Raw genomic sequence first — 20793 nt, forward strand, 5'->3', positions numbered from 1 at the left:
CGCGGCGCGCCCCACCGCCGGTGCCAGGGCTCGAGCGCTACTGGCCTGCAGTGGACTCGTGGCGGCATAGAAAGGCGGCATGCATCGTTGAGTGCAAGTCTGAAGTTGAGAGATTTTTCCCAGGCATTCACGTTGCCCGTTCTGCACGGAAATCTAGAAGCATCAAGCGCGGCCGGCAGGGGCGAATGCGCAGTTGGAAGGCCGGCGGAATCGTCCACCTGTCCTCAGGCTTAGAGCTCGATCACGCGTGGGACTGTGAACTTGATGGTGGTGTTTCGCAGTTTTTCGTTCAGCCCTTGACCGTGAAGTATGTCTTCGAGGGGAAAACTCGTACCCACTGTCCGGATGCCCTAATCGTGGCGGCGGACGGGCTTGAGGTACGAGAAGTAAAGCTCGGCGAAGAAGCGTCACTTCCTGAAAACGAGAAACGCTGGCCAATCATTGCTGAGACGCTGAACGCCGCGGGCATCTCGTTTCGCGTGGTTACCGAGCACACGATCCGCGAGCCAATTCGCAAAGGAAACGTTGAATACATTCGCCGCAGACGCCGCTGTGACGTCGCTCCGGAGCATATCGTGGAGGCCTTAGGCCACCGCACGCGACGTTTCGTCGGTCAGTCGGCTTCCCAGGTACTATCAGCGGAAAACGGACTATCGGTTCAGGAGTTATGCGCCGCGATCCGATGGGGACTGCTCGCAATCGACCTTGATCTCGCTCCGATTGATGGTCGCACCGTTATTCTCGCAGGACCCCGTCTCATGAAGGGTGACACTCCATGAAGCGGCTCAGCTTCGTTGAAGGGACGGTCATCGAAATGAACGGCAGGCTATTCGAGCTTGGCCCGCCATATCTGGTAGATTCCGTGCCGACCTTTCAGCTCATCGAACGGGGCGAACCCGATGCGACCGCTGGATTGAAGACCGCGTACATTCGCACCCAAGCATCGCTTGAAGAAAGCTATGAGCGACGCCAACTCCGGCTTCTCCCACCCTCTGATGCCGTTCGTGGGGTGGGCAACGAGCAGCTTTTAGTGGAGCTGCCAGAAACGGAGCGCGCTATCGTTCTGTTCTGGAAAAACCTTATTCGACAAGTCGAAGCAGCACCAGATCGCCGCACTACGGCCGAGGAGGGACAGACCTCGCAACTCGCCTCGTTGCTCGTGAATCTGGGCAAGGAGCTTGGGGAGAAGTTTCTCGGAAAACCCAAACCTGTGTCGGTTCCAACTTACTACAGGCAACGAGCGAAATATCTGGCGGAGGGTACATTTAGCGGTCTACGACCTCGCCACAACCGCAAGGGAAACAGGCAACAGCTTCGACCTGAAACGAGGACGCTCATCGAACAGGTGATTGCGGAGGAGATCGCGAAGGCAAAGCGCTCCTACAAGAAAGGCGAAGTCCGCAAATTCACGATATTCACCGTCACGAGCGAGGTTCTGCGCCGACTCTCATCAAGCCTGCAGTGCTCTGTGGAAGACCTACGGCTACGCGGTGAATTTCCGTCTCAAACCACCTTCTACAACATTCTCAATCGCTTTCCCGCGTATGATCTCGCTGTCCTGCGCTACGGTCGAGCCCACGCGGACCACAAGTTCCGTGCCGTTCACGGCGGCAGCTCACCATCCTATCCACTTGAGGAGGCTCAATACGACGAAACCCAGTTGGATGTTTACTGCGTAGATGACGACTACGCCTATCCACTAGGTCGTCCGTGGCTATCCTGGTTTATCGATGGAGACACGTCGGCCCCGCTTGGGTTTCACCTGGGGTTCGAGCCCGCCTCCGACGTCGTCTTTGCAAATACAATACGCCATTGCCTCACTCCCAAAAATTATATCAAGGAGCGTTGGCCGCATCTCGGGGACTATAACATCTAAGGCGTGCCTAACCGGTTGACCTTTGATAACTCGATGTCAGCCCATAGCAGTACCATCCAGCAGATCTGCGACGAGCTTGATATCGATTGGACTTATGCTCCTCGGCGCCATCCGTGGCTCAAGGCGCAAGTCGAGGTGTCCTTTAAACAACTAAACAACCACCTTTTGTCCCAAATCCCTGGACATGTCCTCAAGAAAGAGATTCACTCCAGCGATTATGATGCTGCCAAGCATGGCATCATTTCTCTCAGCCAGCTTTATTACTGCATTCACGCGTGGATGGCGGGCTACTTCGTCAATCGTAGCCACTGGATGGGAGGAAAATCACCGCGTGAAAGATGGGTCGAGGGAACTAAATTAGTACCCCCGCCGATGTTCTGGGCGCTAGACCAGTTGGACCGGATTTGCACGGTGCGGCGTCGCTGTATAGTAGACCACAAGGGCGTCTACTATAAGCGAATTGCATACAACTCATTCGAGTTGCACCGGGAACGACACCGCTTCGACGATCGATTTCCATCTACGATTGCCATTCGTCCAGATGATGTGAGCGTCGCCTACGTTCGCCTACCTGACGAACGCTGGATAAAGGTGATGGCCGACGACAAGTCCCTGGCTGGTTTGAGCCTGCATCAGTACATGCGCATGCGCGCAGAAGCTAATAGAGCCAAAGAGAAATTCTTTGATGTTGCAGTCAAACGCAAAAATCTAGCCGATCAAGTTCGTGCGGCTGTACGGTCAGAAGGTAAAACAAAAGATCAATTGCGTGATCTTGCAAGGGTTATGGGAATATCTTCGCGTCTGGATGCTCTTGCGAATCCGCCGCTTGCTCCGAATCCGGATACCGAGTCCATGGTGGAGCCAACTGGCAATATAACATCGAAGAATTCGAAACGTCCCGTTCGACAGCTGGAGATTAGAGAGATTGGCTCATTCAATTGAACTCAATCACTATCACTTCAAAACGGTCGCAGACGAATTACTTTTCGCGCTGCATGATGTGACGTCGGCGGCAACGCGTCGCGGGCGTATCCTGGTGGGTTCATCCGGAGTCGGCAAGACGCGAATTTGTGAGTATCTGACCAGTAAGTTCCCACGGGTGAAGGACGGTCGGCGTATTACCGTCGACGGGAGCGAAGCGGTCGCTGATTACATCCCTGTGATTTACATGACGCTCGATATCGAAGCCCGTAAAACTGGCTTCCTTCAGGGCCTCGCAGAGGCTATCGGCACGAAAACACCCCACAAAAGACTGGAAAAGCATGTGATTGAGTCGCTGAAGTGGTGCGGTACGAGGTGGATCATCCTCGACGAGGCACAGCGTCTGCTCAAGGTGGGTGGCCAGTCATATCGTCCGGGATTAGTAGAGACTATCAAAGATATCCACGATAACTCCGGCGCCTGTTTCCTGCTTGTTGGCAACCCTGCGGCCGAGCGAGTTCTCGACCGAGATGCACAGATTCGTCGTAGGTTTGAGGATACAATGTATCTTCCCGCTTACGATTGGACAAATGACGTGGAGGCGAGTGAGTTCTGTAGCGTGTGCAAGAGTTTGTGGCAGGCCATGGGCGTTCATCTAGATCCAGCGCTTGAAGAGGATATTGTCTCTTTTTGTGAGCGGCTCCATTTTGTGTCGACTGGAATCCTTGGTGAACTAATAAAGCTGTTTTCCAAGGCAGAACAGATACGACGCTTCGAAAGCAAAAATATAGTCGATAACGACGTGCTTTACAGGGCTGTAAACTCTGCGTTTGCGCTGCATAAGCGAGAATATTCGAATAAGGCCTCTCCGGACAAAAAAGATGCAGCCAACCCATTTGCGCCGGGCTGGCAGCCACGAAAGGCGACGCCATACAAACCTGATTGGATGGGTTGAAGCGACAGATGCTCATTCACCTTACGCCGCGTCCCACAGAGTTCCTCGCGGCTTATCTGCTTCGTGTCGCCCATGCGAACGGATATCAAGGACTTAATTCTCTACGTGTTGAGCTCGGGCTGCATAGAAAGCTCCTGACCACCCGTGTTGAGCTTTCATCCGTGGCGCATCTTTGGCGTCATTCTTCGACGGACTGGAGCTTTCAAGCCGAATGGTGGGACGGCTACAAACAGGGTCGGTTGCCGGTCGGACGCAGCGGCTTGCCTGTTCGATACTGGACTGTCAGGCAGCCTCGGGTCTGTATCGCTTGCCTCTCTGACGGGCATGGTTTGAACCCCTGCTGGGACATCCAGGGCGTCACGTGTTGCCCAATTCATCAGTTATTGCTCGTTACGCACTGCGAATGTGGATTGGCCGTATCATGGTGGCGAAGCGGCCCATCGATGTGCAGTTGCGGGCTCGGCTATCAAAGCTCGGGAAAGGCTCCACCCGAAGCCAGCCTCGCGCTCTCGACCAACATCCTCACACTGGCCAGCGGCTCGGGGAGCATAGACGGACCAGTTGACGATTTGGCGGCGTACTGCCGCCTCGCTTGGTTCATCGACGCCTGGTCGGCGAATAGGCGCCGCAAATCTGGCATAGAGGCCATTCAGTCCATTACTGAACGTCCGCAGAGTTCGGGTAACGCTGCAGAGGCGCTATTGTTCTGGCCCACGGGGTTCGAAACATGGCTCGGTTCCATGCGGACTCATGACGCCGCAAATCTGGAACAGGCATTCGGTTCGCTATTCCCCGCAATGAGAAGACACTTTTCATCGGCGATCTACGATCCCGTTTGGCTGGCCGTTCGGAACTTTATTGGTTCATGCCCAGAGCAGTACCTCCTTCAGAGCCGGTCGAAAATGCTGGCAATAGGCAAGTCCGCCTGGACAAACGGATCATGCGCCTCGGCGAAGCTCGGGATTTCTCAGATTTCGCTCCGACGGCTCGTCGGCGGTCGGCTTATTGATGGGGTGGTCCAAGGCCCGACCGGTCGGAGGCGAACAGCGGTTCGAACAGAGTCCTTGCAGGAAGCGGAGCAGGAGCGAAAGACACGGCTGGATGCCAGCGCGGCCTCGCGGTTGCTTGGAATATCCTCGTACCAGTTTGAGCAGCTGCGAAAGGGCGGGCTCGTTGTGCCGGTTCAGTGGGAGGGTAAGAAGCATTGGTATAGGCCGAAAGACGTCGAAAATCTCGTCCACAGATTGACGCAAGTAACAGTGGGGACCATCCGGCCTGACGCTACGGCGCTACCGGCATTGCAAACGCGAGGCCGCGGTTCACTGCTGAAGTTGTTGCAAGCCGCGCTAGATCAGCGCGTGACGATTTTCAGAACGACTCCCGGGCCTGCGGTAGCGCTACACGATTTCGGCATGATACAATCCAAAGGAATGATCAACGACAACAATGGCACTTCCGTTTCAGTCAAAGAGGCTGCTCGACGGATAGGCATGCATCCACGCGTCGTTCCAATTCTTCTTGCTTCGAATTGTATCAAGGGGTCGAACAAAGAGCGATTTTCAGTCTGTGCTGCCTCCCTTGAGGCGTTCGCGGCTACCTGTTCCACGATCAGGTCCTTCGCCCGCGAACGCGGTACGAGTTCAGCCGGCATCCAGCGCCGCCTGAAGAGCGCGGGCATACAGCCGATCGTCCCTTCCAATTCCAACGCTGGCATTAGTGCCGTCTGGCGTCGGAACGACTTGGCCTCGGTTTGGCAATCTTGACGTCCGGCGGTATCGAATGACGGAACGACTAACGGCCCGAGTGCTGCTAAAGCCGGAGGAGGGCCTTTATCAGTACCTAACCAGGATTGCGGCGATCAACGGTTTCGGCCGCATCACCTTGCCTGATGCGCTCCGACCAAGCATATCGATGTCGGATCATATCATACGATCAAATGATCTGGTGCATCATACAGGACTTAGCAAAGACGAAGCCAGGAAGTTATTGCCTAGAAGGGTTTCGCTTGACGCCATAGAATATTATGGTGCCGTTCTTCCGTCGGAAATACTCAATCTCAAATCAACAAGGGTTTGCGCGGCCTGTCTCTCAGGCGCTCAGACCCACTGGACGTGGCAGTTGGTGGCGCTGGAGGTTTGCCCAATCCATCGCCTGCGGCTGATTGATCGGTGCAGACGATGCGTGGGCCTGTTTGATGCGGTCCAATGCAATTTTGAGTGCCACCGTTGCGCTTCCTCACGTGAGGAGCTCGGTGTCGAACACACCGATGTACAGTTGGCCCTCCAGCTAAGCTCTTTATTTTTGCGCGTCGGCCAACGACCTGATGCTTTATCGGATTGGCTGTTCGCTTGGCGGTACGTTTCCCGCGCAGCCGGCAGAAGCAGCCGCGGACGGGATCTCGCCAAAAGCATTGTTGTAGGCAGCGAGATACCCCTGCCCGAGTTTGCCGGGTTCACGGCTCAGCTTGTGGACTGTTGCAAGCCATCGCCAAGCGACTCCGAATGGGCGCGCGACGCGAAGCTTCGACTGAGACACCTTGTGAGGGTCAGCAACGTATCTTTCCGAGGGTTTCACCTAGCCGATCTTCCCTATGTCCACGAACCCGCGGTGTCTATCCAGCCAGTCCTGCCGGGCCTGGAGGCCTTCATAAGTGAGGCGGAAGCGGAAAGAACTACCGGACTACGCGCGCATGACCTGGTCGACCGATACGAAAAGCACCTTCGGGGCGCTCTCGAAAAGAATGGTGAGGGGCAGCTTGAGTTCGACATGGGCACCATAGCCCAGATCGAGCGAGCTGAGACCAACGCGGGTAACATATCGCCGCGGAGTCGCTATCGCGGAGGTATGACACAGAGGGCTTTAGCCGAGCACCTTGGACTCACGGTTGGCGATCTTCGCCAACTGCGCGATGCTGGACTCCTGGCGAATACGCACAACGGCAAACGTCCACTAATTGGTGAGAAGTCGTGGAGGGCGCTCATCCAATACATAGGTGAAATGTCTGTCTTTCTTCAGTGCGATCCAACTGAATATGACAGTTCAATTGAAGTTATGAGCCTGAGTAAGTTCAGGAAATTGTCCCGCGTTGGTATTCTGAAAATTATTGAAAATATTGAACGCGGTGAGATTGAATGCTTCCGATACTCAAATGAGATAAACTCCTTTTATGATCTGCTTATTGATGCGAAGCCGTTTAAATCGCGCTTGCGCCGAAGGCCGGGCTTTTCCCTAACCGTCTTTTGAACTGCCTGGATCGTCCAGAGGAGTGTTTTGCTCGCATCCCATCGACGATAGGACTGTTGCAGACATCAGGCCGATGAGAATCGCATTCTCACCTTTTGCTTGACGCGCTGGGTATTTGGGCATTTTGCGGTCTGAGAATCGCTGAAGCGATTCCGCTAAGTGTCTAATTTCACGAGGTGCGCATTCTCGCTTTTTGATTGAGTGACCAATAGGCCACGACGGTCTCGTCGGAGACGCCGGCGGCGAAGCGGCAATGGCGGGCCGCGGGGTCGAGCCGCAGGAAATGCGCCGTGAGGAGATCGCTCTCCCAGGCGTAGAGCTTGCGAATGACGCCCGGCGTGATGAGCTCTTCCAGCATGCGATGATCTCCCGAAGGCCGCATGGCGCCCTTCGATGGCTATCCCCTCACATGTCAGGCGTCGTCTCCCTCCTGCGCTCTAGACGAGTGACGGGCCGGGAGCAACGACGATATTGCAGTGCAACATGACACTGGCGTCATAGCTGGGCGCCGAAGGCGACGGACGAACGCAAAAAACCCCGGCCTTTCGGCCGGGGTTCGTCAGGATCGCCCGAGAGGGCCGTAAAATCAGCCCTTGAGCGCGCCGATGCCGCCGAACTTCTGGTTGAAGCGCGACAGACGACCGCCGCGATCCATCAGCTGCTGCGTGCCGCCGGTCCAGGCCGGATGGACCTTGGGATCGATATCGAGCTGGAGGACGTCGCCCTCCTTGCCGTAGGTCGAGCGCGTCGTGTACTCGGTGCCATCGGTCATCACGATCTTGATGGTGTGGTAGTCGGGATGGATGTCGGGCTTCATGGGTCGTCCTCGAAGGGCGCCGCTCTCGGAGGGCAGGCGCTAAGGGTCGTGTCCTGTGATGAGAAGCCGCGCTATTAAAGGAACTCGACCGCCTTTTCAAGCGAAGACGTGGGTTCGATAATCAGGAACGGGAAGGCGAGTCCACCATTCATGTCCATCGTTGAGATCCCCGCCGCAGGCGCTGCCGCCGCATCGTCGACGCGCCGGCCTAAACTCCGTCCGCTGCTGAAGTTCCTGCCCTTCATGCTGCGCCACCGCGGCATGATGATCGGCGCCGGCCTTGCCCTGCTCGTCGCCTCCCTCGCCACCCTCGCCGTGCCGCTGGCCATCCGCCGCATGATCGATTTCGGTTTCGCCGCCGAGGGGATGATCAACCAGTATTTCGGCATGCTCGTCGTCATCGCCGCCGTCCTCGCCGTGGCCTCGGCCGCGCGGTTCTATCTGGTGACGACGATCGGCGAGCGGGTGGTGGCGGATATCCGCACCAGCGTCTTCAATCACCTGGCGACCCTCTCGCCCTCCTTCTTCGACACCGCGCGCACCGGCGAGCTCGTCTCGCGGCTGACCGCCGACACGACGCAGCTGAAATCGGCGCTCGGCGTCTCGATCTCCATGGCGCTCCGCAACATCATCATGGTCTCCGGCGCCGTCGCCATGATGGTGATCACCTCGCCACAGCTCTCCCTCTACGTGGTCGGCGCCATTCCCTTCCTGGTGCTGCCACTCGTCGCCTTCGGCCGCAATGTCCGCCGCCGCTCCCGCGCCGCCCAGGACCGGCTCGCCGAGGCCTCGGCCTATGCCAGCGAGAACATCCAGGCCGTGCGCACCATGCAGTCCTTCACCGCCGAGGCGACGGTGACGCAGCGCTTCTCCGTGGCCGCGGAGGACGCCTTTGCCGGGGCCCGCGATGCCAACCGCGCCCGGGCCATCCTCACGGCCGTCATCATCTTCCTCGTCTTCACCAGTGTCGTCGCCGTGCTCTGGGCCGGCGCCCAGCAGGTGCTCGACGGCACCATCACCAGCGGCCGCCTGTCGCAATTCGTGCTCTATGCGGTCTTCGCCGCCAGCGCCCTGTCGCAGCTCTCGGAAGTGTGGAGCGAGATCAGCCAGGCCGCGGGCTCGGCTGAGCGGCTGGGCGAGATCCTCGCCGTCACCCCGGACATCACGGCGCCGGAGCGGCCCCTGCCGCTGCCCGAGCCGCCGCGCGGCGAGGTCGCCTTCGTCGCCGTGCGCTTCGCTTATCCCTCGCGGGCCGAGACGCGCATTCTCGACGACGTTACCTTCACCGTGAGGGCCGGCGAGCGGGTGGCGATCGTCGGCCCCTCCGGGTCCGGCAAGTCGACGCTCTTCGCCCTCGTCCAGCGCTTCTACGATCCGCAGGGCGGCGTTGTCCGCTTCGACGGCGTGCCGGTGGCCGAAACCGATCCTCTGGCCCTGCGCGCCCGCATCGCCCTCGTGCCGCAGGATGTCGCGATCTTCGCCGCCTCGGTGGCCGAGAACATCCGCTACGGTCGGCCGGGTGCTTCCGACGAGGAGGTGGTCGCCGCCGCGCGCATGGCCCATGCCGACGAGTTCATCGTGCGCATGCCCGACGGCTATGCCAGCCTCATCGGCGAGCGCGGCGTGACGCTGTCGGGCGGCCAGCGCCAGCGCATCGCCATCGCCCGCGCCATCCTGCGCGACGCGCCGCTCCTGCTGCTCGACGAGGCGACCTCGGCCCTCGACGCCGAGAGCGAGACGCTGGTCCAGGAGGCGCTGTCGCGGCTGATGACCGGGCGCACCACGCTGGTCATCGCCCATCGCCTCGCCACCGTCCTCGATTGCGACCGCATCCTCGTGATGGACCAGGGCCGCATCGTCGAGCAGGGCACCCACGCCTCCCTGGTGGCTGCCGGCGGCCTCTATGCGCGCCTCGCCGAACTGCAGTTCAAGAGCGCCGGACCGGCGGAACTGGTCGCGGCGCCCACGCCATGAGGTCGATCGCGCGGCCCTGCTCGTTGACGCGGCCACCGGTCCGCACGAAGCCCTGGCGGCGGTAGAAGGCAATGGCGCGGTCATTGTCGGCGTTGACGTCGAGCGTCAGGCCCGCCGGCGCCGCGGCCTTGGCCGCCTCCATCAGCGCTGCGGCGAGACCGCTCCCCTGATGGTCGACACTGACCAGCATCTGGTCGATCCAGCCGCTACCCGGATGGACCGTGACGAAGCCGCCGGGGGCCTCATCCACGAGCCCCACCAGGATCGCCGTACCGTCCGTCTCCATCGCCGCGAACCGGTCGAGGAGCCAGCCCCGCCGCGTCTCGAAATCGTAGAGAGGATAGGCCTTCCCCCAGGCGGTTACCCAGAGGTCGGCGAGGGCCGGCTTGAGGCTGGGCCGGTACGGGACGATCGGCCAGGTCACCGGTCGGTGAGGCGCAGCTCGATACGGCGGTTGCGGGCGAGCGCCTCCGGCCCGTCACCCTGATCGATGGGCTGGAACTCGCCGAAACCGGCCGCCACCAGCCGCTGCGGCGCGATCCCCCGGGCGATGAGATACTGGACGACGGCGATGGAGCGGGCCGCCGACAGCTCCCAGTTCGACCGGAAGCGCCCGCCCTGCATGGGCCGCGCGTCGGTATGGCCGTCGACCCGCAGCACCCAGGCGATGTCGGACGGTATGTCCTTCTCGAGCTGGATCAGCGCGGTGGCGAGCTTGTCGAGCTCGGCCCGTCCCCCCGGTTCCAGTTCCGCCTGGCTCGATCCGAAGAACACCTCGGACCCGAAGACGAAGCGGTCGCCGACAACGCGGATGTCGGAGCGTTCGGCGAGAATTTCGCGCAGGCGTCCGAAGAATTCCGAGCGGTAGCGTGACAGTTCCTGCACGCGCTGGGCCAGGGCGAGGTTGAGCCGCCGGCCGAGATCGGTGATGCGCGACTGGGCGTCACGGTCGCGGGCCTCGCTGGCGCCGAGCGCCTCCTCGAGCGATGCCAGCTGCCGGCGCAGCGCGGTGATCTGCTGGTTGAGGAGTTCGATCTGCGACAGTGCCGCCTGCGCCGTCTGGCGCTGCTGGGCGAGCTGCGCCTCCAGCGTGGTGGCCCGCCCGATCTGCGCTCCGGCCTGGCCCTGGGCGTCCTCCAGCAGGCTCTGCAGCCGCCGCCTTTCGACATCCGAGGTTCCGAGCGTTGCGGTAATGGCCGCGAGACCCTCCTGCAGGGTCTGCCGCTGGCCGCGCTCGAGCTGCAGCAATTCCCCAAGTTCGGCGATCTGGCGCTGCAGCCGCACCATGGCGTCGTCCTTGCCGGCAATGTCGCGCGACAGGAAATACTGCGCCAGCATGAATACGGAGAGCATGAAGATGATCGACAGGAGGAAGGTCGACAGCGCGTCGACGAAGCCCGGCCAGTAGTCGATCCCGCGCTCGCCGCGGCGTGACCGCGACAGGGCCATCAGACCGACCCCTTCTCGCGTAGCAGCTGTTCGAGCAGGCGCCGCAGCTCCTTCTGGTCGGCGGACTGGGCCTGCATCCAGTCACGCACCACCTGCTGCTCGGAGCGCATATGGGTGACGAGGCCCTGGATGCCCTCGGCCAGATTGGCCATGGCGGCACTGGCGCGCTGGTTCGACGAGCCGTCGCCCATGGCCTCGCGCAGCCGGTCGAAGGCCCGCTGCAGGTCGGCGACGCTCACCTGCGGCGATCCGCCGTCGCCGGAGCCGGGGCTGATGATCGCCATGTCCTGAACGGTCGAGGACAGCCAGTCCTCCACCTCGGTGTAGAAGCGGTTCTGCGCCTGGCTGGCCTGCAGGTCGAGGAAGCCGAGGACGAGCGAGCCGGCGAGGCCGAACAGCGAGGACGAGAAGGCGATGCCCATGCCGCCGAGAGGCTCGGCGAGGCCGCGCTTCATGTCCTCGAAGATGGTGCCGAGCTCGCCCTGGTTGGACAGGCTGTTGATGACCCGGCCGACCGAGGTCACCGTCTCGATCAGGCCCCAGAACGTGCCGAGCAGGCCGAGGAAGACCAGCAGGCCGGTCAGATAGCGCGCCAGTTCGCGGCCCTCGTCGAGACGGGTGGCGAGCGAATCCAGCAGCGAGCGCATGGTGACGGTCGAGATCGCCATCTGCCCGCTCCGCGCGCCGAGCATGGTCGCCATCGGCGCCAGCAGGATCGGCGGCCTCTGGACGGTGATGCCGGGATCAGCGAGGCGGAACGTGTTGACCCAGCGCGCCTCGCGGAACAGCCGGATGACCTGGCGGAACGACAGGACGATGCCGATCAGGCCGACGGCGACGATGACGCCGTTGAGGCCCGGATTGGCCATGAAGGCGGTCTGCACTTCGCGCTGCAGGACGAAGACGACGAGGCCGACCAGCGCCAGGAACACCAGCATCCGGAACAGGAAGATCCGCGGGGACGAGACCTTGAAGGGATCGAGTTCGCGGGCCATCGGCACTCTTCGAATGTTGTGGGTTCCGGGAGGTTAACCCCACCGGGCCCAGAAATGAAGCAGAGGTTATGGCAGGCTTGTGACGGCGGCCCCTCGCCGCCGCGCGGCGGCGCTCAGGCGCCGAGCAGGCCCTCCGCCTTCACCTTGTCGAGCGTCCGGTCGAGGGTGCGCGCCAGGCGGTCGAACAGGTCGTCGATCTCCTCCGGCGTGATGATCAGCGGCGGGCAGACGGCGAGTGAATCACCGAGATTGCGGATGATCAGCCCCTCTTCCTGCGCCACCATGGTGGCATAGGCGCCGATGCCGGCCTTGGGCTCGAAGGCCTTCTTGGTCGGCTTGTGGGCGACCATCTCCAAGGCGCCGACCAGGCCCATGCCGCGCGCCTCGCCCACCAGCGGGTGGTCGGCGAGGGCCTTCAGATGCGCCTGGAACTGCGGCGTCTTGGCCGCCGACTTCTCGATGATGCGGTCGCGCTCGTAGATCTCGAGGGTCTTCAGCGCAACCGCCGCGCCGACCGGATGGCCCGAATAGGTGAAGCCGTGGCCGAAGGTGCCGATCTTCTTCGATTCGATGATCGTCGCCTGATACATCTCCTCGGGGATCATCACCGCCCCCACCGGCATGTAGGCGGAGGTCAGGGCCTTGGCGACCGAGATGGAGTGCGGCTTGTAGCCGAGCGCCGAGGAGCCGAACCATTCGCCGAGGCGCCCGAAGCCGCAGATCACCTCGTCGGCGATCATGTAGACGTCGTAGCGCTGGCAGACCGCCATGATCTTCTCGAAATAGCCGGCCGGCGGAACGATGACGCCGCCCGCGCCCATCACCGGCTCGGCGATGAAGGCGGCGACCGTCTCCGGCCCCTCGCGCAGGATCATGTCTTCCAGGTCCTGGGCGCAGCGGGTGGCGAACTCCTCCTCCGTCTCGCCCTCATGGGCGAAGCGGTAATGGTGCGGGCAGGAGGTGTGCAGGATGCCGGAGATCGGCAGGTCGAAATCGGTGTGGTTGGCCGGCAGGCCGGTCAGCGAGGCCGAGGCGATGGTGACGCCGTGATAGCCCTTGATGCGGGAGATGATCTTCTTCTTCTGCGGCCGGCCCAGCGCATTGTTCATGTACCAGACCATCTTGACCTGGCTGTCATTGGCCTCCGAGCCCGAGCAGACGAAGAACACCTTGGAGATCGGCACCGGCGCCTTCTCCTTCAGCTTCTCGGCCAGTTCGATGGCCGGGTCATGGCTCTTGCCGCCGAACAGATGGGTGAAGGACAGCTTCTTCATCTGCTCGTAGGCGGTCTGGGCGAGCTCCTCATTGCCGTAGCCCAGTGCCGTGCACCACAGGCCCGACATGCCCTCGATATAGGGCTTGCCGTCGACATCGTAGACATAGATGCCCTTCGCCCTTTCCAGGACCAGCGTGCCGGTGTCGCGAATCGTCGCCTGATTCGTGTAGGGGTGAAGGACGGTTTCCAGGTCGCGGACCTGCAGATTGGTCAAAGCCATGATGGCCTCCTGCATCGATATGGGCCGAGTGAACCTGATTGGCTCTGCTGGTGTCAAAGCAGGGGAGGAATGCGGGCTTTCCCGCACCGCGGCGCGGGACAGGCGCCATCTGGGGTTACGGCTTTCTGCATGACTGGCCCACCCGTAACCTCCCCTCTCACGAGGCAAGGGAGACCACGGCGTCGCGTTCGGCCCCTATCGGCTGGGCCTGGCTCAGCCGTCGTGAATGAGCGGAACATCATGGTCTCCCTCCCCGCGTCAGCGCGTCAGCGCGTCGGCGCGGAGGGTGCGGGTGGGGCATCTCTTCTCCCTCCTCAACCTTCCGGCGGGGTCTCCTTCGGATCGGCTGGCGCGGTGGCGCTGGTCGCCGCCGTGCGTGTCTTCGGCTCGCGCCGCTTCAGCCGCCGCGGCGGCAGGATCTCCGGGTCGCTCACCACGGTCTTGGCGAGGAAGATGGCGGCGTCGAGCTTGGTGAAGGCGCGGCCGCGGTAGAACTTGAGGGCGTTCTCGTTGTTCTCCGCCACCTCCAGCACCAGATGTGTGCAGCCGCGCAGCCGGGCGAGATGTTCGAGCTGCTCCAGCACGAAGGTGCCGAGGCCGCGGCCCTGGAACTCCGGGTCCACCGCCAGCTCCTCGACGAAGAGCGGGCGCATGTCGCGGGCGCGGAAATAGCGCTCGTTCATCCAGTTGTCGGTGCCGATGATGGTGAGCGCGCATTCGGCATAGCCGACGATCCGCTCCTTGCCGCCCACGCGGATGACGAAGAGCAACTGCTCGATGCCCTTCTCGTCGAAGACCTCAAGGAAGCGCTTCTTCGATTTCGGCCGCTGGTACTCCACCGTCGAGCGGTTCACCTCGCGGAACACCGCCTTGATGAACTCCCAGGTGCGGTTGAGGTCGCGCTTGTTGAGATGGCGCACCCGCACCTGCGGTTCGGGGTCGGCGAGGTCGGCGGGGATCGTGCTGTCGGAGGCCATGGGATGAACAGGGTTTTCCGTTGCCGCCAGTCTCTACCGCATCGGAGGGGGCGAGCCTAGGCTCAGGACGGATTGGCCGGAGCAGGATGGCGCTGGTCGCCATGCGGTTGGGCAGCCGGCCGGTTGGACAATCCGGTGCGACGCCCTCGGTTGACCGGATGCGGCGTGACATCCTATGCCGAACAACAGGAAACGCATCATAATGAGAGGCTCCACCATGGCCCTGTCCCCCGCCACTCTGACCCGCCGCGCGACGATTGCCGCTGCAGCGGGCCTTGCCCTTGCCCCGTTCGCCGCCCGCGCCCAGGGCGCCTGGCCGCAGCGTCCCATCCGGCTCATCGTGCCCTTCTCGGCTGGCGGCGCGGCGGACAGCGCCGCGCGCGTGCTGACGGGCCACATGGGCGAGCGGCTCGGCCAGCGCTTCGTCGTTGAGAACCGCACCGGCGCGAGCGGGAGCCTCGGTGGGGCGGAGACGGCGCGGGCGACGGATGGCCACACCTTCCTGTGGGACGCGTCGAGCCACATCGTGAATCCGTCGCTGCTGCGCGGCCTGACCTTCGACTACGCCACCGCCTTCACGCCGATCTCGCTGGTGGTGACCTTCCCCTCGGCCATCGCGGTGAAGGCCGATTTCCCGGCGCGGACCCTCGGCGAATTCGTGGCTGCCGCCAAGGCTCAGCCGGGGAAGCTCACCGTCGGCACGCAGGGCAATGCGACGGCAGGGCACATCGGGCTTGTCGCCTTCGCGCGGGCTGCCGGCATCGAGGTGATCCACGTTCCCTATCGCGGCGGCGCGGCGGCGGCGCAGGATCTGGCGACGGGGGCGCTCGACGCGGTGTTCACGACGCTGGTCTCCGCCGGTCCGGTGGTGGACAGCAACCGCGCACGGTTCCTCGCCGTCGGAACGCTCACCCGGGTGGAAAGCCGTCCGGACATTCCGACCATCGCTGAGCAGGGCTTCGCAGGTTTCGAATCCAACGAATGGGCCGGGCTGTTCGGACCGGCGGGCACCCCTGCGCCCGTCGTCACCGCCCTGTACGACGCCCTGGCGGAGGCGATTGCCCAGCCGGCGCTGCGCGAGCGCCTGGTGCAGATCGGCTGCGTGCCCGTCGCCTCGCGCCCCGACGCCTTCGCGCGCTTCGTGACCGAAGGCCGCGCGGCGATGGCGACCCTGGTCCGCGAGGCGAATATCCGCACGGAGTGAGGCCTCGCGGCGCGGGGCTTTGCATCGCGCCGGGAATGGCGCGACCGCCACCCATTCCCCCCGCGCATGTCCCCCGCCCCTCGGGCCCGCTTGCCGTGGGGGGTACGGCAATGCCACCGTGCACGCCGCTTTCGAGGACCCGAGGGGAAACGTCCATGGCCGCCGATCTGTCGCTGATCGAGAAGAGCGCTACCGACATCGTCAAGCTCTTGAAGGCCGGCGAGGTCACGCCCATCGACCTCCTCGACACGCTGGAAAAGCGCATCAAGGCCGTCGACGGCAAGGTCAATGCCCTGCCAACCCTGTGCTTCGACCGGGCCCGCCGACGCGCACGGGCCCTGATGAAGAAGCCGAAGGAGGGCAGGGGCCTCCTGCAGGGCATGCCGGTGCCGATCAAGGACCTCACCGACGTCGCCGGCGTCCTCTCGACGCAAGGCTCGCCCATCTTCAAGGACTTCGTGCCGGAGGCCTCCAACATCCTGGTCGAGCATCTCGAGGCCCAGGGCGGCATCATCTACGCCAAGTCCAACACGCCGGAATTCGGCGCCGGCGCCAACACCTTCAACGAGGTCTTCGGCGCCACCGTGAACCCCTACAACACCAAGCTCTCGGCGGCCGGTTCGTCGGGCGGCGCGGCGGTGGCGCTTGCCACCGGCATGGCCTGGCTCGCCCACGGCTCCGACATGGGCGGTTCCCTGCGCAACCCCGCGAGCTTCTGCGGCATCGTCGGCATGCGCCCCTCGCCGGGCCGCGTCGCCGCCACCCCCGGCACCAAGATCGACTCGACCCTTGGCGTCGAGGGCCCGATGGCGCGCACCGTCGCCGACCTCGCCCTGCTGCTCGACGCCATGAGCGGCGACGACCACCGCGACCCGCGCTCGCTGCCGGCGCCACGCAAGAGCTTCCGCTCCATCCTCAAGGGCCCGTGGAAGCCGAAGCGCGTCGCCTGGTCGCCCGACCTCGGTATCACCCCGGTCGACCCGGAGGTGCGCGCCATCACCGAAGCCGCTGCCAAGCGCTTCAAGGAGGCCGGCGTCATCGTCGAGGAGGCCCATCCCGACTTTTCCGAGGTGCACGAGTGCTTCGGCACGCTGCGCGCCTATGCCTTTGCCACCACCAAGTTCGAACTGCTCAAGACCCACCGCGACAAGCTCAAGCCGGAGGTCGTCTGGAACATCGAGAAGGGCCTGAAGCTCACCATGGACGAGCTGACCCGCGCCGAGGCGCAGCGCCAGGCCATGCTGCAGCGGACCCTCGCCTTCTTCGAGCGCTACGACCTGCTGCTGACGCCTGCCACCATCGTCGCCGCCTATCCGGTGGAGCAGCGCTTCGTCGCCGAATGCGACGGCTTCACCTTCCCCGACTACGTGCAGTGGCTCTCCATCGCCTATGCGCTGACGACGGTCTCCTGCCCCGCCCTGTCGCTGCCCTGCGGCTTCACCCGGGACGGCCGGCCGATCGGCCTGCAGATCGCCGCCCGTCCCCATGGCGAGGACCGGGTTCTGGCCGGCGCCAAGATCCTGGAGGACATTCTCGGCATCGGGTCGGTGCGGCCGGTCGATCCCCGGGGCTGAGCGCCTCGGCGGATTTTTCGGACGATGGTCCTTTTATAGGAAATTAGTCATTGACAGCGATGCGCTGGTCGGGTAGTTTCTGACCATGTTCGACAACTGCGCCTCTGTCGGAGAATGAACGTCCAGGGCGCCGCTCGTCTCCTTTCCCCGGCGGGGCGAGGCGGGAATTCCCCCGTCCGTCATGGCCGGGCTTGTCCCGGCCATCCACGGCTTGAACACCGCAGTGGCTGCAGAATTCGCGGATGCCCGACACAAGGCCGGGCATGACGGTGGTGGGTCCGGCTCCAAACGAAAAGCGCGCCCGCCCGCGTCGTTAACGGACCATCCACCCCGTTCCGCGGTTTTCGCCCGAAGCCGTCCACCCGGTGTTAAACATGAGCCGGGTCGCGAAAGCTTGGGAGAGATGGCCGTGATACGCCACGCCTTGCGGCTCGTCGTCGTGGTCTGCTGCGGTCTCGGGGTGGTTCCCGCCGCCGCCCAGGACGTCCGTCCTTCCGCCATTCCCGATTTCGACGCGGTCGCCGCCGGCAACCGCGGCTTCGGCGGGTTCTATATCGCCGGCGGCCTCGGCTATGGGCTGCCGGCCCATCGCGACTTCACCATCGTTGATGGCTTCGCCTGCCCGGGCGCCGGCATTCCCTTTCTCGGGCCGGTCTCGGTTGGCGGCGGGTCGGGCTGCCGCACGTCGGCGGGCCTCGCCGGCCTGACCGCCCATGTCCTCGCCGGCTGGAATGCCGGCGGGCCGAACGGCTGGATCTCCGGCCTCGAGTTCCGCGGGCGGCTGGGGCGCGAGGGCGGCACCGGCCGGCTCGGCGGCTCGACCGTCGTCACCATCCCCGGCCTGACGGCCTATACCAACACGGCCTCCGGCACCTATCGCGCCAGCCTCGACGGCGGTCTCGCCGTCACCGGCCGCTGGGGCTATGCCTTCTCCGGCTTCATGCCGTTCCTGCGCGGCGGCCTCGGCGTGGCGCAGCTCACCGAGCAGGTCGATTTCGATGCCACGGGTTCGCGGTCCTGTACGCTCGGGCCGCCGGTCTCCTGCACCACCGGCGGGCGGGTGGCGAGCCGCACGTCGCGCTGGCTGCCCTCGGCGGTCTTCGGCGCCGGCATCGAGGTGCCCATCGGCCGCGCCTTCGTCCGGCTGGACGGCGAGGTCGAGGCGGTGTTCTCGCCCTCGCAGAACCTGCTGCAGAATCTCGCCGGCCAGACGCTGGTCACGGCGACCGGCACCGGCACCGGCGCGACGCCCGGCACGGTTGGCCAGGCCTCGCTCCGCTCGGAGAACTGGATCGTCTCGCGCAGGATCATGCTCTCCGGTGGCTTCCGGTTCTGACCGCGCCTCACTATGTTCGGGGGCTCTGAGACCGCGGGATGATCCCGGCGGCAATGACCCCGGCGCCGATGACCACCACCCGAATGACGACGCTTCCCTCCGGCCTGACGGTCGTGACGGACGCCACGCCTCACCTCAAGACCGCCTCGATCCAGGTCACGTTCGGCGTTGGCGGCCGTGACGAGCGCGGCGACGAGCACGGGATCAGCCACCTGCTCGAACATATGGCCTTCAAGGGCACGACCAAGCGCACGCCGCGCGGCCTGGCCGAGGAGATCGAGGCTGTCGGCGGCGACCTCAACGCCGCCACCGCCTCGGAGAACACGTCCTACTTCGCCAAGGTGCTGGGCGAGGACCTGCCGGTCGCCATCGACATCCTCTCGGACATCCTGACCGACCCGCAGTTCCACCCGGCCGAGCTGGTCAAGGAGAAGAACGTCATCGTCCAGGAGATCGGCGCCGCCGAGGACGATCCGGACGACGTCGTCGTCGACCATTTCATCGCCGAGGCCTATCCCGGCCAGCCGCTGGGGCGCACCATCCTCGGCACGCCGCAGGCGGTGCGGGCGGCGACCCCGGACAAGCTGCGCGCCTATATGGGCAGATCCTATGCAGCGCCGCGCGCCGTGGTGGCGGCGGCCGGCGCCGTCGATCACGACCGGGTCGTCGACGCCATCGCCCGGGCCTTCGAGAGGCTGCCGCAGGAGGCCCCGCCCGATTGCGAGAGCGCCCGCTATCGCGGCGGCGCGACCACCATCGTCCGGCCGCTGGAACAGACCAACCTCGTCTTCGGCTTCGAGGGCATGAGCTACCGCGACCCCGACATCTATGCCGTCGGCGTCTTCAACAACCTGCTCGGCGGCGGGCTGTCGTCGCGGCTGTTCCAGGACGTGCGCGAGGACCGGGGGCTCTGCTACGAGATCCACTCCTTCCACTGGTCCTACAACGATACCGGCGTCTTCGGCATCTCCGCCGGCACCGACCCGGCGGATGCCGTCGACCTGTTCAACCTCACCATGGACGTGCTCAACGCCACGGTGGACGGGGCGAGCGAGGCCGAGGTCGGCCGCGCCAAGGCGCAGATGAAGGTCGGGCTGCTCGGCGCGCTCGAAAGCTCGTCCTCGCGCACCGACCAGATGGCGCGGCAGGTGCTCGTCTTCGGCCGCACCCTCGATCTCGCGGAGATCGCCGCGCGCATCGACGCCGTCACCGTCGAGGAGGCCCGCGCGGCCGGCGCAAGGCTGGTGCGCTCCTCGCCGATGACCTTTGCCGCGATCGGTCCGAAACGCGGGCTGGACAAGGTGCGGAAGCTGGCGGAACAATTCCGGCCGACATGAACGCCACGACCAAGGTTCCAGCGCCCCGATCGTCAGCAGGCCGGCCCCTGTCGCTGCTGCGGGCGGTGGGCCTCGCCTACAGCGCGCCGGAACCGGTCATCGGCCCGAAGGTCATGCTGCGGATGCCCGACATGGCCGATTACGACGCCTGGATGCGGCTGCGCGAGGCGAGCCGCCGCTTCCTCGTGCCCTGGGAGCCGGCCTGGCCGCCCGACGACCTCAGCCGCACGGCCTTCCGCCGCCGCATCGCCCGCTACCGCCAGGACTGGCGGGATGACCAGGGCTATGCCTTCTTCCTCTACCGCAAGGAGGACGGCGCCCTCGTCGGCGGACTGACGCTGACCAATGTGCGGCGCGGGGTCGCCCAGACCATCTCGCTCGGCTACTGGATGGGCGAGGCCTTTGCCGGCCGCGGCTATATGAGTGCCGGCGTCCGCACCGCGATCCCCTATGCTTTCGGCGTCCTCGGCTTCCGCCGCGTCGAGGCGGCCTGTGTGCCGCAGAACGCCGCCTCGGTGGGGCTGCTGGAACGGGTCGGCTTCACCCGCGAGGGCCTTGCCCGGCAATATCTCTGCATCAACGGCACGTGGATGGACCACGCGCTCTACGCCTTCGTGCAGGGCGACCGGCTCGGCTGAG

Annotated in this window: 19 protein-coding genes and 1 pseudogene; 13 read left to right on the plus strand and 7 right to left on the minus strand. The window is 63.9% G+C overall.

The genetic code is table 11. The annotated features are described in order from the left end of the window. Positions 1-185 precede the first annotated feature (185 nt). From Q0C57_RS17065 to Q0C57_RS17090, 7 genes and pseudogenes are all read left to right on the plus strand, one after another. Positions 186-779: a TnsA endonuclease N-terminal domain-containing protein gene (locus tag Q0C57_RS17065; protein WP_296577941.1), complete on the plus strand. Its 594-nt coding sequence runs from the start codon at positions 186-188 to the stop codon at positions 777-779. Further along, positions 776-1876 (plus strand): hypothetical protein, encoded by a 1101-nt coding sequence (locus Q0C57_RS17070; protein ID WP_296577943.1) that lies wholly within the window; start codon positions 776-778, stop codon positions 1874-1876. Before Q0C57_RS17065 ends, Q0C57_RS17070 begins: the two co-directional genes overlap by 4 nt. Before the next feature lie 33 nt (positions 1877-1909). After that, entirely contained in the window at positions 1910-2818 is a 909-nt protein-coding gene (locus Q0C57_RS17075; RefSeq protein WP_296577945.1) for a hypothetical protein, read from the plus strand. Continuing rightward, positions 2802-3752, plus strand: coding sequence for a TniB family NTP-binding protein (locus Q0C57_RS17080; RefSeq protein WP_296577947.1), 951 nt, complete (start codon positions 2802-2804; stop codon positions 3750-3752). The genes Q0C57_RS17075 and Q0C57_RS17080 overlap by 17 nt, the downstream gene beginning before the upstream one ends. 8 nt (positions 3753-3760) lie before the next feature. Next, positions 3761-5515: a TniQ family protein gene (locus tag Q0C57_RS17085; RefSeq protein ID WP_296577949.1), complete on the plus strand. Its 1755-nt coding sequence runs from the start codon at positions 3761-3763 to the stop codon at positions 5513-5515. A gap of 16 nt (positions 5516-5531) precedes the next feature. Next, positions 5532-5900 (plus strand): annotated as a pseudogene (locus tag Q0C57_RS21165) (TniQ family protein); the annotation flags it as partial. A gap of 459 nt (positions 5901-6359) precedes the next feature. After that, positions 6360-6995 carry a hypothetical protein gene (locus Q0C57_RS17090; RefSeq protein WP_296577951.1) on the plus strand — a complete coding sequence of 212 codons (636 nt, stop codon included), beginning with the start codon at positions 6360-6362 and terminating at the stop codon, positions 6993-6995. A gap of 169 nt (positions 6996-7164) precedes the next feature. Here the strand turns inward: Q0C57_RS17090 and Q0C57_RS17095 are convergent, their stop codons facing one another. Both Q0C57_RS17095 and rpmE read right to left on the minus strand, forming a co-directional pair. Beyond that, positions 7165-7353, minus strand: coding sequence for a hypothetical protein (locus Q0C57_RS17095; protein ID WP_296577953.1), 189 nt, complete (start codon positions 7351-7353; stop codon positions 7165-7167). A 228-nt stretch (positions 7354-7581) separates the two neighbouring features. Continuing rightward, positions 7582-7812, minus strand: a complete 231-nt coding sequence (gene rpmE, locus Q0C57_RS17100; RefSeq protein ID WP_296577955.1) for a 50S ribosomal protein L31 — start codon at positions 7810-7812, stop codon at positions 7582-7584. Positions 7813-7962: 150 nt separating this feature from the next. Between rpmE and Q0C57_RS17105 the strand changes: the two genes are divergently transcribed. Continuing rightward, entirely contained in the window at positions 7963-9786 is a 1824-nt protein-coding gene (locus Q0C57_RS17105; RefSeq protein ID WP_296577958.1) for an ABC transporter transmembrane domain-containing protein, read from the plus strand. Here Q0C57_RS17105 and Q0C57_RS17110 read toward each other — a convergent pair. From Q0C57_RS17110 to Q0C57_RS17130, 5 genes are all read right to left on the minus strand, one after another. After that, the gene (locus tag Q0C57_RS17110; protein ID WP_296577960.1) at positions 9740-10210 is read right to left on the minus strand and encodes a GNAT family N-acetyltransferase; all 471 of its coding nucleotides are present in this window, start codon (positions 10208-10210) and stop codon (positions 9740-9742) included. The genes Q0C57_RS17105 and Q0C57_RS17110 overlap by 47 nt on opposite strands. Continuing rightward, positions 10207-11235 carry a peptidoglycan -binding protein gene (locus Q0C57_RS17115; RefSeq protein WP_296577962.1) on the minus strand — a complete coding sequence of 343 codons (1029 nt, stop codon included), beginning with the start codon at positions 11233-11235 and terminating at the stop codon, positions 10207-10209. Before Q0C57_RS17115 ends, Q0C57_RS17110 begins: the two co-directional genes overlap by 4 nt. Then, complete coding sequence (locus Q0C57_RS17120) at positions 11235-12230, minus strand: flagellar motor protein MotA (protein ID WP_296577964.1); 996 nt, start codon at positions 12228-12230, stop codon at positions 11235-11237. The genes Q0C57_RS17115 and Q0C57_RS17120 overlap by 1 nt, the downstream gene beginning before the upstream one ends. Positions 12231-12343: 113 nt before the next feature. Further along, positions 12344-13726, minus strand: coding sequence for an aminotransferase (locus Q0C57_RS17125; protein WP_296577966.1), 1383 nt, complete (start codon positions 13724-13726; stop codon positions 12344-12346). A 314-nt stretch (positions 13727-14040) separates the two neighbouring features. After that, positions 14041-14703, minus strand: a complete 663-nt coding sequence (locus Q0C57_RS17130; RefSeq protein ID WP_296577968.1) for a GNAT family N-acetyltransferase — start codon at positions 14701-14703, stop codon at positions 14041-14043. A gap of 217 nt (positions 14704-14920) precedes the next feature. Here Q0C57_RS17130 and Q0C57_RS17135 point away from each other — a divergent pair, with 217 nt between their 5' ends. The 5 genes from Q0C57_RS17135 to Q0C57_RS17155 all read left to right on the plus strand — a co-directional run bounded on the left by Q0C57_RS17135 (position 14921) and on the right by Q0C57_RS17155 (position 20792). Next, positions 14921-15907, plus strand: a complete 987-nt coding sequence (locus tag Q0C57_RS17135; protein WP_296577969.1) for a tripartite tricarboxylate transporter substrate binding protein — start codon at positions 14921-14923, stop codon at positions 15905-15907. 155 nt (positions 15908-16062) lie between these two features. Further along, positions 16063-17481, plus strand: a complete 1419-nt coding sequence (locus tag Q0C57_RS17140) for an amidase (protein WP_296577971.1) — start codon at positions 16063-16065, stop codon at positions 17479-17481. Positions 17482-17890: 409 nt separating this feature from the next. Next, positions 17891-18817, plus strand: coding sequence for a hypothetical protein (locus Q0C57_RS17145; RefSeq protein WP_296577973.1), 927 nt, complete (start codon positions 17891-17893; stop codon positions 18815-18817). A 68-nt stretch (positions 18818-18885) separates the two neighbouring features. Continuing rightward, positions 18886-20154, plus strand: coding sequence for a pitrilysin family protein (locus Q0C57_RS17150; protein WP_296577975.1), 1269 nt, complete (start codon positions 18886-18888; stop codon positions 20152-20154). Next, positions 20151-20792 (plus strand): GNAT family protein, encoded by a 642-nt coding sequence (locus Q0C57_RS17155; protein ID WP_366937846.1) that lies wholly within the window; start codon positions 20151-20153, stop codon positions 20790-20792. Before Q0C57_RS17150 ends, Q0C57_RS17155 begins: the two co-directional genes overlap by 4 nt. Position 20793: the final 1 nt, after the last annotated feature.

The sequence above is a fragment of the Phreatobacter sp. genome (genome assembly GCF_022843985.1).
Taxonomy (GTDB): Bacteria; Pseudomonadota; Alphaproteobacteria; order Rhizobiales; family Phreatobacteraceae; genus Phreatobacter.

Bases quoted from the DNA above. Each gene is read 5' to 3' on its own strand.
- Q0C57_RS17135 (WP_296577969.1), top strand. From the start codon at position 14,921: ATGGCCCTGTCCCCCGCCACTCTGACCCGCCGCGCGACGATTGCCGCT.
- Q0C57_RS17085 (WP_296577949.1), top strand. From the start codon at position 3,761: ATGCTCATTCACCTTACGCCGCGTCCCACAGAGTTCCTCGCGGCTTAT.
- Q0C57_RS17065 (WP_296577941.1), top strand. From the start codon at position 186: ATGCGCAGTTGGAAGGCCGGCGGAATCGTCCACCTGTCCTCAGGCTTA.
- Q0C57_RS17120 (WP_296577964.1), bottom strand. From the start codon at position 12,230: ATGGCCCGCGAACTCGATCCCTTCAAGGTCTCGTCCCCGCGGATCTTC.
- Q0C57_RS17095 (WP_296577953.1), bottom strand. From the start codon at position 7,353: ATGCTGGAAGAGCTCATCACGCCGGGCGTCATTCGCAAGCTCTACGCC.
- Q0C57_RS17125 (WP_296577966.1), bottom strand. From the start codon at position 13,726: ATGGCTTTGACCAATCTGCAGGTCCGCGACCTGGAAACCGTCCTTCAC.
- Q0C57_RS17115 (WP_296577962.1), bottom strand. From the start codon at position 11,235: ATGGCCCTGTCGCGGTCACGCCGCGGCGAGCGCGGGATCGACTACTGG.
- Q0C57_RS17140 (WP_296577971.1), top strand. From the start codon at position 16,063: ATGGCCGCCGATCTGTCGCTGATCGAGAAGAGCGCTACCGACATCGTC.
- Q0C57_RS17130 (WP_296577968.1), bottom strand. From the start codon at position 14,703: ATGGCCTCCGACAGCACGATCCCCGCCGACCTCGCCGACCCCGAACCG.
- Q0C57_RS17105 (WP_296577958.1), top strand. From the start codon at position 7,963: ATGTCCATCGTTGAGATCCCCGCCGCAGGCGCTGCCGCCGCATCGTCG.
- Q0C57_RS17155 (WP_366937846.1), top strand. From the start codon at position 20,151: ATGAACGCCACGACCAAGGTTCCAGCGCCCCGATCGTCAGCAGGCCGG.
- Q0C57_RS17150 (WP_296577975.1), top strand. From the start codon at position 18,886: ATGACCACCACCCGAATGACGACGCTTCCCTCCGGCCTGACGGTCGTG.
- Q0C57_RS17070 (WP_296577943.1), top strand. From the start codon at position 776: ATGAAGCGGCTCAGCTTCGTTGAAGGGACGGTCATCGAAATGAACGGC.
- rpmE (WP_296577955.1), bottom strand. From the start codon at position 7,812: ATGAAGCCCGACATCCATCCCGACTACCACACCATCAAGATCGTGATG.
- Q0C57_RS17075 (WP_296577945.1), top strand. From the start codon at position 1,910: ATGTCAGCCCATAGCAGTACCATCCAGCAGATCTGCGACGAGCTTGAT.